Here is a 13,125-nt window from a genome sequence, read left to right as displayed (position 1 = left end):
CCCTTTATTTCCATGTAATTTTGCCTTTACGATGCTCGTTCCAAACTCCAAATCCTTCCGAATAAGCTTTATCAAAAAACATAGGCAGCCTTTCTATAAACCCTTCAGCCAGCGAGAGTGACGGCAAATCATTCTTATGCACCCAGTAAAGGCTGCCTTCTTCCGTTTTGTCTATCCATTGTCCGCTGAAAACATTCGTTCTGTAGCTAAATACCAAATATGTATCGCCTGTGGCGTCGTTATACCAATTGACGATCCCGCATAATTCCAAATCGGAAATGGTCAAACCCGTTTCTTCTTTTATTTCTCTGATGGTGGAATCGACAATACTTTCGCCTTTCTCGACTTTACCTCCCGGAAAGGTGATTCCTTTCCATGATTTGATTCTGTCCTGCACTAAAACCTTACCCGTTTCGCTATCATATATCATACACATATTTGTCATTTCGACCTTAGGCAAATTTCCCATCTCCCATTGACTTCATTCGAATTCCTTCAGTTGCCCTGCACATTCTTTGATCGTATCGATACGCCAAAACGATTATACGATAAAACGGATGCGATCTCCATAATTCGCTTCTCGATTCGCAATGTTCCGCAACTCGCCTGATTATGGGCTTTTCCATATTCTTGAAACGTTCGTTGCAGAAAACGGAACAAGGAAAGCGCGCCCTGCAGGACGCGCTTTCCGGGCATACCGGCGGACTATATTAACGATACCCGGCTGCATTTGCCGGTTTACCCGCATCCTGCACTTCTACGAGATATCGCCAAGCGTCCGGCTGGGAGCCGTCAAGATCATAGAAATCATAAACCTTTGCCAGCTCGCCGCTCGACACGGATTGTCCGTTCCAGCGAGAGACCTCCGGGTCTCCCGCCAAAGCGGCAACAGCGCGCCCTACAAACCGTGGCGTCTCCGAAATGACAAAATGCGGCACCTTCTCTAGTGCGTCGCGCCAATTGTCTTCCCGAACGCCGAAAGTTTCTAGCATGATCTCCGAACGCATCCAGCCCGGCGTAACGGCGACGGCGGTGCAGCGATACGGTTGAAGCTCCCGAGCCAGCGACTTTGCCATGCGGAGAACGGACGTTTTCGCTAAATCGTAGAACATCGATACCCGGTAGTTCCGTTCGTTATACGCGTCCGTGCCGTCCGTCATCTCCACGACCAGTCCATTCTCGCTTCGGATCAATAAGGGCAGCGCGAAATGGCTCGTAATCAAATGGGTATCGATTGCAAGCCGAAGCATACGAATTCCGTTGTCCAGCGAGTGCTCCCATACCGGTACATCCCACTGCATCAGATTCTCCGCTCCCCAAATATCGTTGACAAGTACGTCCAATCGCCCCTGTTCGTTCTCGATTCGCCCTATAAGAGCTTGAACTTGATCGGGAACGAGATGATCCACTTGAACCGCTATGCCTTTCCCGCCCGCTTCGTTTACCAATTCGGCGGTTTCTTCGATCGTTTCCGGACGATTGTACTCGGAACGTTGGGTTCGTGTCGTGCGTCCGGTTACATAAACGGTCGCTCCGGCCGCTCCCAATTCGACCGCGATGCCTCGACCGGCGCCGCGTGTTGCACCTGCTACCAACGCCACTTTTCCATCCAATGGTTTTATGATCGTTCACTCCTTTCGTTCATTACTCCTTCATTATAAAGTGTCAATATGACAAGGAATGTCGTATTTCACTTCTTCTCCAACGCCCGTCGCAGCCGAATGACCCCTTCCTGTATCGATTCGATCGTCAATCCGCCGTAACCCATTACGATTTGATGCTCGTGACGGCCCTTACGGATTGCATAATGCTCTACAGCATACACTTGTACTCCCTCAAAATGGATTTGATCGAGCAAGGTTTGGGTGAATCGCGTCCCCGGAATTTCCACGACCAGATGCATGCCTGCGGCTTGTCCCAAAATTTTCGCCTGCGGCAGTTCCTGCCGCAAGCTGCGTACGAGCGTTTCACGCCTCTTGCGGTAAATTTTTCTCATGCTCCGTATATGCCGCTCGAAGTAGCCCTCCTCCATGAATCGGGCCAGGATCAGCTGCTCCAGGGCGGAGGTGTGCCGGTCGGCAAACCACTTCAACCGGCGGTACTCCGGAACGTACCGCTCGGGCAGAACGGCGTAACCGATCCGCAGCGCAGGCGATAAAATTTTGCTGAACGTCCCGACATAGATGACACGCTCCGGATCAAGCCCTTGCATCGAATGCACGGCGACGCCCTCATATGTGAATTCGCTGTCATAATCGTCCTCGACGATGCAGCAATCCTTATGCCGGGCATACTCGAGCAATTGAATTCGCCGCTGAATCGGCAATGTGCCGCCAAGCGGAAACTGATGGGAGGGAATGACGAAGACGAAGTCCGGCTTCAGCTCGGCGGGCAGCTCTTCGGGGATAATCCCCTTGTCGTCCACCGGAATCGGAACAACAGTCGAGCCTGCGTAGGTGAAAATGGAGCGCATCTCGTCCGTCACCGGATCTTCGACGGCGACGAACGCATTCTTTTTGCCCGAAAGCAGCTCCGTGATCAGATGCAGCGCTTGCGTTGCCCCCGAGGTAATGACGATCTGGTCTGGATGGCAGCGGACGCCGCGCGCCCGGAGCAGGTAATGCGCCAGCACGCCTCGAAGCTCGGGAACGCCTTCCGCTCCGGTATAGCCAAAGACGCGCTCCGGTGCGTCCAAGCAAACTTCCTTGGCCAGGCGCCCCCATACGGTGCGGGGAAAATAGTCCGCTGCCGGATGCGCCGCCCGGAAGTCGATAGCCGCCGGCCCCGAAATTTTAATTGACTCGCCTGGGGTAAGTGTAGCTCGCTCCCGTTTCGTTTCCCTGTGACGCCCGAACGAAGAACCGGCGGCGACATAGGTACCCGAATGCGGCCGCACCTCGATATACCCTTCCGCCGTGAGCCGGTCGTAAGCCTCCAGTACGACATTGCGCGATACGCCGATATTGGCGGCCAATTCGCGGCTTGAAGGCAGCCGTTCGCCTTCCGCCAGCTCGTGCCGCAAAATGCGCAAACGGAGCTGGTCATATACCTGAACCGTTAATGGAACGAAATCGTTTCGATCCACGGTAAACCATAACATTGTCCCCTCCCCCTTGTTCCGATAATAAAATCCAACTGGTACTATAAAACTATTCAGTTTCTGGCACTTATAGCAACCAGTATAGCATGGTATGCTTTGGATCGAAAGGGAGCGTGAGCGATGATGAAAACGATCGGCTTGATCGGCGGTTTAAGCTGGGAATCGACCGCTTATTATTATAAGTACATCAATCAAGGCATCCAAGCTCGATTGGGAGGATTGCATTCGGCGAAGTGCTTGCTGTACTCGTTCGACTTTGCGGAGGTCGTACAGCTTCAAGAAGCGGGGCAATGGCAAGAGGCGGCGGCGCTGTTGGCGGAAGCAGCCGCCAAGCTGGAGGCTGGCGGCTGCGACGTAGTACTCATCTGCACGAACACGATGCATACGGTAGCGGACGAAGTCCGGCGTACTCTCAGCATCCCGCTGCTGCATATTATCGATGAAACGGCGAAGGAAGTGAAACGGCAGTCGATCCGCAAGGTAGGGTTGCTCGGCACGCGGTATACGATGGAGCAGCCGTTTTACCGGGATCGCCTGCTGGATCTGGGTATCGAAGCGATAGTGCCGGAGAAGGCGGATCGGGACCGGGTGCATGAGGTCATTTTCCACGAGCTGTGCCGGGGGGAGCTGAACCCGACTTCCAAAGCGGAATATTTGCGAATAATCGATCGTCTGCGTACGCAAGGCGCGGAGGGCATCATTCTGGGCTGCACGGAAATTCCGCTCCTTCTTCGGGAGGGGGATAGTCCTCTGCCCCTCTTCGATACGACCTACATTCATGCGAATGCAGCCGTACAATTTGCCCTGAACCCGCCTGTCTTCGACTAAAGCAGTTCCGCTATAACGGTTCACGGCACGGTATGTATATCTGCGGCAGGAGTCCTGCGAACGGATCCTTCGAGAGTGTGCCGCATATGTCTCACGATTGCATCGGCGGCGTCCGGCATCCGCAAGGAGCCCGCCCGCCGGCGCATCAGCTCCGCCTTGTCGTCACTTCGCAACAGTTCGCGAATTTGCCCGGATAGCTGGTGGATCGTACGGGAGACGAGCACCACTTCCTTTCCGGCCAAATACGATGCATTTTCTTTCTCCTGCCCCGGCAGAGGGTTGTAGATCAGAATCGGAATTTGGAGATGAACCGCTTCCGACAAGGTCACCCCTCCCGCCTTCGTAATCATGCAGAACGACCGGATCATCAGTTCGTGGATGTTGTCGATAAAGCCGAAAATGCGAACTGTCGCGACATCGCGGTACCGATACGTCAACCACTGCTTCAACCTCTCGTCTCGGCCGCATACGATGTCGATTTCTATATCGGGTTGCTTAAGCAACTCATTGACGAGCTTAACCGTCCTCGATACCGTCAAATACGAGCCGGACATGATCAGCACGGACCGCGCATGCTTCGTATGCGGCATGTCGTGCAGCCGGTCGAACTGCTTGCGGATCGGAATGCCGCTTACGGTCGTTCGTTCCTTCGGTATGCCGCGCTGCTCGAGAGTCCGCTGCAATTCGGCGGATGCAATATAATAGTGATCCGGTCCTCCATGAAGCCAACGGCTATGAAGCGTATAATCCGTTATGACTGTAAATGTCGGAAGTTCGATGCCGCGATCCTGTAAGCAATCGATCATGTTTCCGTATGGAAACGTATTGATGAGAGCCGTGGGCATTTCGCGTTCGATGATATTCGCAAGCGTTTTCACGATAAAACCGCGGATCCATTTGAACAATTTGTTGTCGCTGCTCATATTGCGGGTCAAATAGTAGCTCCAGCCGTAATAATCTAGACCGTATCCCGCCATTGCCGCACTTTTTTTGTACAACTGCTTGCAGAATCCGTTCCACTTCGGAAGAGCTTCCTGATAAAGGTCGATGATAACGTGTTGATCGCCATATTGTTCGATCGTCTGCTGCAGCGCCTGCGCCACTTTGATATGCCCGTCTCCGTATCCCGCAGTCAGAATTAGAAATTTGTTCCTCCTCCGCATTGCGATCCACCTTTCTCAAATGCTTGAGAGTAACGGCCCGAACTCCTTGTACGATAAAGGGGCTCCAGATTCCTCCATAAATTAGATTGTGCGATACTACTTATTATTATCTTTATACCACGCTTTTATTGCAATTTAACATAGCGTTACGGAAAATTAATAATGATCCATTATGATCCAATCCGCTCAATTTGCCAGCTCCGCCATGCATGATCTTTCTCACGCTCTCATACAAATAGATTTAGATAGATCGAAGAGATAGTTTCGGCTCTCGGCGATCGGTGGACGAGGTGAGCGTCATGGTGGAAAGGGCAGCACATGAAGCGCGATTGCGCCGGTTTCAACAATCGTATTGTTCAACGATGGACAATCAAACAGCCGTCATCAAACTTCTCGAAACGATCATTCGCTGCGCCAAATCGGCATCGGCCGAGCGGAACGGCGTCAAAAGAACGATGCTGGAAAATAGAGCGCTCCGGATACTGAATCTTTTGACGGGCCGAATAAAGGACAGCCGTATGTGCGATAAAGCCGACACCGTAACCTGTGACCATCTGCTTATCGTGTACCATGCCGCGTCCATCCATCTGCATAACGGCCGATACCAAGAAACGGTTAACTTGATAAAGCCGCTGCTGCGCAAGTAACTTTCGAGAAGAGGGGCGAACGGAACATGACCGTACAATTCTCCGCAATACTGCAAGCGGTATCGAATTACAATAAGCTGCAACAAACAGGCAACGCTCTAACGCAGCAGCTTACCGCCGGGAAAAAAATCATCTCCCCCCGTGACAACCCTGTCCTGTATAACCGGATCAACACGTTTCGCGACGAGATTTCCCGATTTGACACTTACCTGAATAACATGAACGAAGGGCTTTCTGCCGTATCGCAAGTGCAAGATGCCGTTACCGAGCAATTGGGCTTCCTTACCAAAATGCTGGAGCTTGCCAACGAATCGAAACAAGGCGGCACATCTCAAAATGAAAGAAATGCATACAATGCCGAATATTTGAAACTGAACGCTGAACTGAACAACATCGTCAATAACACGACTTTCAATTCGAAACCTTTATTGGACGGTTCCTTTGCGGCTAGCGGCTCCGGTTATATGATTACAACAGGCCAGAATGTTAACTATGAAATCAATTTCCAAAAAACGACAACGGATAGCGACGGTTTGAATTTGGACGGAACGTCAATCGCTTCGACTAATAATACGAATACGGCCATCACCAGGCTAGAGGATGCCATCGATTCCTTGACCTCAATGCAGCGCAGCCTCGGGACCGATGAATATATCGTGGAATCGAGGTCTACTCTGATGGAAAGTAAACAGACCGAACTCGAACTGCTGATCGAGAAATACGAATATATCGATCCTGTTAAAATATCCGCCGAGCTGGACCAAAATCAAATGCTTCAACAATATGCGCTTGCCGCTATCGCTTATTTGAGCGAATCGAGACAAAATATGATCGATTATCTGTTCCCGTAACCGTCGCTTCAGTCCGCCCGTTCCGCTTTCACCGCGCAAATTTTGAATTCGGGCATGCGGCTTACCGGGTCTAGGGCGTCAATGGTCAATCTATTGACGGACAGCTCCTCGCCCCAATGGAAAGGCACGAAGATCGTCCGCGGCTGAATGCCTTCCGTAATCTTGAAAGGAAAAACGAGCGAAGCTCTACGGCTCGTAATGCGCAGCTTGCTTTCGAGACCCAACCCGATTTTGCTTGCCAGCCAAGGGTGAATTTCGGCAACCGGCACCGGGGCTTTTTTGACCAATCCCGGCGTACGGCGGGTTTGAGCGCCGCTTAAATAATGGTTTCCCAGCCGTCCCGTCGTCAAAATGTAAGGATATTCCTCATCAATCGGCTCCGCGGGCATTTTCGGCGTTATGCCCTTCAGCAACGCTTTTCCGTCGGAATGGGCGAACCGTTCCCGGAACATTTGCGGCGTGCCCGGATGATCCTCCGAGGGACACGGCCAGAAGATTCCCTTTTCCCGCCTGAGACGCTCGTACGTTATGCCGCTGTAATCGGCTTTGCCGCCGGCTGTAGCTTTGCGCATTTCATTGAATACATCCTCGATCGATTCATATTGAAAATAAGCGCCGCGTCCCAGTTCCTTCGCCAGCCCGCAGATCAACTCGTAATCCAGCTTGCACGCCCCCGGGAGCGGCAGTGCCTGCGGCCTGTGAAAGACTCTGCCCTCCAGATTCGTCAGCGTACCCTCGCCTTCCAGAAAAGAAGACCCCGGCAGCAGCCAGTGAGCGAACCGCGCCGTTTCCGTCTCGAACAGATCGACGACCACAAGCAGCTCCAGCTTGTTTAGCGCCCGCTCTACCATCAGACTGTTCGGACTGGAGACGACCGGATTGGAGCCCAGCACGATCATCGCCTTGATTTCGCCCTCGTCGATTTTTTGCAGCATTTCATAGGCGGATACGCCTTTACCCGGTAATTCCAAAGGATCGATGCCCCAAACGCCGGCCACATGGTCCCTGTCGACCGGATTTTCAATCAAGCGGTAGCCCGGTAGTTGGTCCGCCTTCTGTCCGTGCTCGCGCCCGCCCTGTCCGTTCGCCTGTCCGGTCACCGCTCCGTAGCCGCAGCCCGGCTTGCCGATTTTGCCTGTGATCAGGGCCAAGTTTATATAATTCCAGGTGTTCTCCACACCGTTTACTTGCTGCTCCAATCCGCGGGCCGTCATCACGATTCCGGTCTCCGCCTTGGCAAAGCCGCGTGCGATCGTTCTCGTCACCGCCTCGAGAATGCCGGTGAGCTCCTCCACCCTAGCCGGGGTGAACGGTTTTACCGCCTCGGCCAGCTGCTCCAAGCCATTCGTCCGCTCCCGGACAAAAGTTGCATCATAGAGCTTCTCCGTGACGATCACATTCAGCAGCCCGTTGACGAATACCGAATCGAAGCCGGGCTGCAGCCTGACATGAATGTCCGCGCTTTTGGACGTCATCGTATTGCGGGGGTCGATCGTCACGATTACGGCACCATTTTTTTTCGCTTCCAGCAAGTAAGGCATCATAGTCGGCTGGCACTCGGCAATATTCGTCCCGGACAAAATCAAATATTTCGCCTTCGGAATTTCGGAGAGCGGCATCGTCATGCCGCGATCGATGCCAAATGCCTGATTGCTGGCGGCTGCGGCGGAGGACATGCAGTAACGCCCGTTATAATCGATATATTTGGAACGCAAGCCGACGCGGGTAAACTTGCCGAGCAGGTAACAGACCTCGTTGGTAAGCGATCCTCCTCCATAGACGCATACCGCATCATTGCCGTATCGGGTCTGAATCTCTTTAATACGGGTGGCGATATGCGGCAGCGTCTGCGTCCATTCAACCGGCTCCCAACGCTCATGACGATTCGTCCGCCGGAAAGGCCGGGTAATGCGTTCCTCGTGAATGACGTGATCCAGCGCATTGAGCCCCTTCTGGCACAGGCGTCCCGTAGCTACCGGAAAGTCCGGGCTCGGCTTGATCGTCAAACCGGGGCCTTTGTCAACCAGTTCCATACCGCATTGCATACTGCAAAAGCAGCAGTGTGTAGAGGATGCAAGCGCAGGCGACAGGTTCAAATCTGCAGTCATGGTTTCTTCACCTCCGCTGGCCTTCATACTTTCGTGCCTTCGCTTGCGGCATGTTACGCTTTGGGCGCTTCCGCGTTCAGACCGCCGTCAAGATAGAGGCCCGCTCCCACCTTGCCGCCCTCTCCGATCCAGTTGCGTTTCCATTCGCGCTGGGCCAAATAAATCATGATGATGCACGACAAGGCGATTCCGGACAATACCAGGAACCCCGGGGTAAACGATCCCGTCGACAGCTTCAGGCTGCCTAAAATTTTCGGCAGGAAATATCCGCCCAAGCCGCCCGCAGCCCCGACTATGCCGGTAATGATGCCGACTTCTTCACGAAACCGTTGAGGCACAAGCTGGAACACGGCTCCATTGCCCATCCCCATTCCCATCATGCCGATGAACAGCAGCGCGGTAGTAACCGCCAGTGCAGGCAAAGTCGAGACGGCGGCGAGCATCAGCCCGATGACCGCATAGAGCAGCATCAGCATCCGGATGCCACCCACCTTATCGGACAACCAGCCCCCAATCGGACGGAACAAGCTTCCTGCGATTATACATATCGTTGCAAAATCTGCTGCCGCGACCGGATTCAAGTTGTACTCCGTATTGAAGAATAGGGTCAAATAGTTGGCCATTCCGGAAAAACCGCCGAAGGTCACCATATAAAACAGACAGAACAGCCATGTATCTTTTTGCTTCAACACCCCGCCATAGTCCGACAGCTTCTTGGGTTCCGGCTGATTGGGGCTGTCTTTGGCCGTAAAGAGGAAAATAAGGAATACAACGATCAGCGGAATCAAGGCCAACCCGAACACGACATGCCAGTCTCCGTAATATTGTGCCAGCCGATTGGCGAACAAGGTGCTGAAGATGGTGCCGCTGTTGCCCGCACCCGCAATACCGAGCGCCAGTCCCTGGTGCTCCGGCGGATACCACCGGCTGGCCAGCGGCAGCGCTGCGGCAAAGCTGGCTCCGGCGATGCCGAGCATCAGTGCGACGAAGTACATGTCCGCGAGCGAATCCGTTAATTTCCAGCCGACCAGCAGCGGGATAATCGTCAGCGACATCCCGACGATACCCGTTTTCTTCGGACCGATTCTATCTGTCAAATAACCTAACACGAGCCGCAAAATCGAACCGCCGAGTGCCGGGAGCGCGACCAAATTCGCTTTCTGAGCCGCATCCATTTCGAAATCTTTGGCAATCAACACCGCCAGCGGGCCAAGCATGACCCAAATCATGAAACTCATGTCAAAGTACAAAAAGGCACTGAACAAAGACCCCTTATGGCCGCTTTTCAAAAAAGATTTCCGATCCGCCATACCGATTCCCCTCTCTTTGTTTGTTTCCCGGTTTTGAAAAACAGAAAGCCTATCCCCTTACGATGATCGTAAAGTGGGATAGGCTTCTTTGCCAAAGCGGACACGACATTGTGTCCCTTATTTAATTTGGTAACATATCACTGCTTTGTGATAATTGATAATTAAATTGTACGCAAGCACGATGGTCATGTCAATATATTTGACGTATATTTGATTATTTTATTTCTTTTCACCTTATCACCTTACTTTAGTATCAATAAATAAGGGATTTATGTAACATAACACGTAATTTATGTGTTATATTTTACGATGCCATCATCTTTCTACCAGCTTACACCTTTACCGCCTTCTACATGGAGGCTGTCGCCTACGTCCCATTAAATTAAGTATTCTCCCATAAGCCGCAAAGTGACGGCAGCACGTTTCATATAGGGTGAAGCTTCGCTAGACGTGATCGTCAGCTCATTATTGCCAGATAGAACAACCGGAATTTCGCCCGCAATAGCCGGAGTGTCAATAACGCTGCCTTTCCTGTCATAGACGGTACACTCCCCTTCAGCCGAACATTCCAGATACGTTCCACTCCTCAGCTCGGTCATAAATGTGACGGACTGTCCGTTGATCGTTACGGTCGGGTTAACCAATGTCTGCTCCCGATGCGGCAGGGCGACGATCGGCTTCATTTTCAGATCGTATCGGCCTTTGCCGCTGGTCAACAGGTCCATATAGTGAATCCGAGCATAATCCACCGAGTTTGTATAGCTGGCGTAGAAGTTTTTCACATCGTCGTAAATCCGGTATTCGAGCTCGGCTCTCGGCCAATCGCCATGCTCCATGTCGCCGTTCTGCGACTCGTAGAAGGAGAAACGGCGCCACCCCGTAAAGTCGACCTTTATAAAATGATCCGCCATCGCCGCCCCGACCCACAACTCGCTGCGCAGTCGAATATTGATCGTTTCGCCGCGCCCGTCGCCGCAAATCCATACGCCAATTCCCCGTCTTCCTTCGGTATCGAGAGGCTCGGCAAACGAGTAGGTCCGGTTCAGCTCAAGCGGCGCCTCTTCATCCAGATCCAGCAGCAGCCGAGAGTCCGGCGATTCATACGGCTCCGCGGTCCATAATGCTTCTATGCGAATGAACGGCTTCTGTGTGCTGTACGGATTTGCGGCAAGAAACGTATTTCTGCCTTCCTCGAAGCTTTCGGCGCGGTACTTCGTCGTCTTCATCCGGCGAAGATGGTACGCCTCCTCCTCTTTCACGAGCTTAAACTCGGATCTCGGAGCGCGCAGCAGCTGTTCCGTCTGCTTGTCGAACCGGAAATAGCCGCTTTCCCGCACCTCGTCATATTGCCGGATGACCGCCGCGAACCTTTCGAGCACAGGCAGCTCCTTATACCTCATCATCGAGCCTTGATAACATTGGCATGCATCCATCGCCAAATGCTTGATGCACAAATATTCCAGTTCTTCGATCGTCATCACTTGCTGCTGCCAGCCGATCATGTCCTCCTTGCCGCTCGGGTATAGCGACCACCAGCCCAATTGAGGAACCAGATACATTCGTTCCGCCGTCTTCGCGTCGTATTCGACATGGACGTCATTAAAGTCGTTGTAGGCCCGGTACGGATGGTCCAGCGCCCCGAACCGCGTGCGTGCAAACCACGAGGCCGGATATTGCGGTCCATAGCAGCAGTCGAACACGGCCGGCCGTTTCAAATGTTTGTACATTTCGTTAATGAACGCCATCGCATGATACCAGGCAAACTCGTTGCCGTCGAGTATAAATACGCCGTCGATCGCATCCAGGTAAAAGGCGTCGAACTCGCATTCGTTATAAAACTCCGCCGTATTTCGGGCGATTTCATAAAACAGCTCGGAATGCTTCTTGGGAGCCAAATACCCGCCGAAGTAGCTTTTCAGATGACCGGCGCGCACGCCCGCGCGATGCAAGGCGGCTTTTGTCCCGTATGCTCCGCGCTCGCAGCCTGTGAACGTATAAGGAGCGGCATCGGAAACTCCGGTAAAGCGAATCAGCTCGTCGTCGATCCACAGAATGAGCGTATTTTGACTATGAAAACCAGTCGTCAAACTCACATCGTGAAGGGACTCGTTGACGATTACCTCTGTAGACGATTCGTCCAGATCGAGAGCTAACGTAAACTCCTGTAGCGTATCGAGATCCGGATGCGGTACCGGCGTCGTATAGACGGACAAGCTTTCCGCTTTCGCAAGAAAGAATGTATACGTATGCAAGCCAACGATCAAGCCTTCCCGATGGAATCGATCGATCACCGCTTTAAACTGTTCGATCCCGCCCGGATACGCCTTCTCATTGACTTGAAAATCGCCCTGCCGATACATCGCTCCTTGATGCAGGCTTGCTTGCTTGACGCCGAACTTCTTCATGGCCGCAATCACTTCGTCGATATTGTCCGTCGTCACCGGACTTCCCAATATCGTATAAGTACATTTGCCAAGCTCGATCTCGCAGCCATACGGTCCGCCTGTCTTCGATTTCGGCAGTTCCCCGTCCGGAATATCCTCGATGACATTTTTCATAATCTGTCTGAGCAGCGGCTCGGGCGCGCCGACGATCGCCGCATTGGCGGGATGATCGCTCCTCCGGGTTGACGTCAAGCCGATGTGCGGGAATGCTTCCGCATACAGCCTCCTATTCCGGCCCGGGTACTCCTCCATTCTCGTGCCGAGCGTCATCGACATGCACGATGCGATGAACGAAGAATCGTTGTCGTAGTCGATGTCTACCTCCACATCGACGACCGATACGGAATACAGCTGCTCGCTTGTTACCGAGACTAGCCGGAACGTCAAATATTCCTCATGCTCGGCAACGGCGATAACCGCGGTGATCCCATTGCCATAAGTAACCTCCAGATGAGGAGCACAATAAGCGACAGCCGTCGGGAGATGCTCCTTCTTCTCGAGGTCGATCAGCTTGCCGCAATAACCGTCCGCAACATAATTACGCCCTGAGGAGATGTCGGTAAACTCCATGTTTTTGCCGTCGGACGCTATGGAATAGCGCATATATTTCGTTTGAAACGTAACGGACATGTCGCACGCCCCCGTCTTACTTATATAGACATCGAATGTATTAT

Annotated in this window: 10 protein-coding genes; 3 read left to right on the top strand and 7 right to left on the bottom strand. The window is 52.7% G+C overall.

Going from position 1 to position 13,125, the window contains the following annotated elements:
• Positions 1 to 4 precede the first annotated feature (4 nt).
• The 3 genes from FE783_RS05180 to pdxR all read right to left on the bottom strand — a co-directional run bounded on the left by FE783_RS05180 (position 5) and on the right by pdxR (position 3,100).
• Positions 5 to 469 (bottom strand): 8-oxo-dGTP diphosphatase, encoded by a 465-nt coding sequence (locus tag FE783_RS05180; protein ID WP_238402863.1) that lies wholly within the window; start codon positions 467 to 469, stop codon positions 5 to 7.
• A gap of 241 nt (positions 470 to 710) precedes the next feature.
• Positions 711 to 1,622: an SDR family oxidoreductase gene (locus FE783_RS05175; RefSeq protein ID WP_138878253.1), complete on the bottom strand. Its 912-nt coding sequence runs from the start codon at positions 1,620 to 1,622 to the stop codon at positions 711 to 713.
• Between the two features lie 68 nt (positions 1,623 to 1,690).
• A complete protein-coding gene (gene pdxR / locus FE783_RS05170; protein WP_138878252.1) occupies positions 1,691 to 3,100 on the bottom strand; it encodes a MocR-like pyridoxine biosynthesis transcription factor PdxR in 1,410 nt (469 codons plus the stop codon).
• 123 nt (positions 3,101 to 3,223) lie between these two features.
• Between pdxR and FE783_RS05165 the strand changes: the two genes are divergently transcribed.
• Positions 3,224 to 3,928 (top strand): aspartate/glutamate racemase family protein, encoded by a 705-nt coding sequence (locus FE783_RS05165; RefSeq protein ID WP_138878297.1) that lies wholly within the window; start codon positions 3,224 to 3,226, stop codon positions 3,926 to 3,928.
• Between the two features lie 20 nt (positions 3,929 to 3,948).
• On the opposite strand, the gene FE783_RS05160 is transcribed toward FE783_RS05165, so the two are convergent.
• Complete coding sequence (locus FE783_RS05160; protein WP_138878251.1) at positions 3,949 to 5,091, bottom strand: MGDG synthase family glycosyltransferase; 1,143 nt, start codon at positions 5,089 to 5,091, stop codon at positions 3,949 to 3,951.
• A 299-nt stretch (positions 5,092 to 5,390) separates the two neighbouring features.
• Here FE783_RS05160 and FE783_RS05155 point away from each other — a divergent pair, with 299 nt between their 5' ends.
• Together FE783_RS05155 and FE783_RS05150 are read left to right on the top strand one after the other, a co-directional pair.
• On the top strand, positions 5,391 to 5,738 hold the full coding sequence (locus FE783_RS05155) for a hypothetical protein (RefSeq protein ID WP_138878250.1): 348 nt from the start codon (positions 5,391 to 5,393) through the stop codon (positions 5,736 to 5,738).
• 26 nt (positions 5,739 to 5,764) lie between these two features.
• Positions 5,765 to 6,589 carry a flagellin gene (locus FE783_RS05150; RefSeq protein ID WP_138878249.1) on the top strand — a complete coding sequence of 275 codons (825 nt, stop codon included), beginning with the start codon at positions 5,765 to 5,767 and terminating at the stop codon, positions 6,587 to 6,589.
• An 8-nt stretch (positions 6,590 to 6,597) separates the two neighbouring features.
• Here FE783_RS05150 and FE783_RS05145 read toward each other — a convergent pair whose 3' ends face one another.
• From FE783_RS05145 to FE783_RS05135, 3 genes are all read right to left on the bottom strand, one after another.
• On the bottom strand, positions 6,598 to 8,697 hold the full coding sequence (locus FE783_RS05145) for a molybdopterin oxidoreductase family protein (protein WP_238402862.1): 2,100 nt from the start codon (positions 8,695 to 8,697) through the stop codon (positions 6,598 to 6,600).
• Positions 8,698 to 8,750: 53 nt separating this feature from the next.
• Positions 8,751 to 10,007, bottom strand: a complete 1,257-nt coding sequence (locus tag FE783_RS05140) for a nitrate/nitrite transporter (protein WP_138878247.1) — start codon at positions 10,005 to 10,007, stop codon at positions 8,751 to 8,753.
• A 377-nt stretch (positions 10,008 to 10,384) separates the two neighbouring features.
• Complete coding sequence (locus FE783_RS05135; RefSeq protein ID WP_138878246.1) at positions 10,385 to 13,081, bottom strand: hypothetical protein; 2,697 nt, start codon at positions 13,079 to 13,081, stop codon at positions 10,385 to 10,387.
• Between the last annotated feature and the right edge of the window lie 44 nt (positions 13,082 to 13,125).

It is taken from the genome of Paenibacillus mesophilus, assembly GCF_005938385.1.
GTDB lineage: Bacteria > Bacillota > Bacilli > Paenibacillales > NBRC-103111 > Paenibacillus_AB > Paenibacillus_AB mesophilus.
Note: the sequence above shows the minus strand (reverse complement) of the source record. Positions and strands in the feature narration are given on the sequence as shown.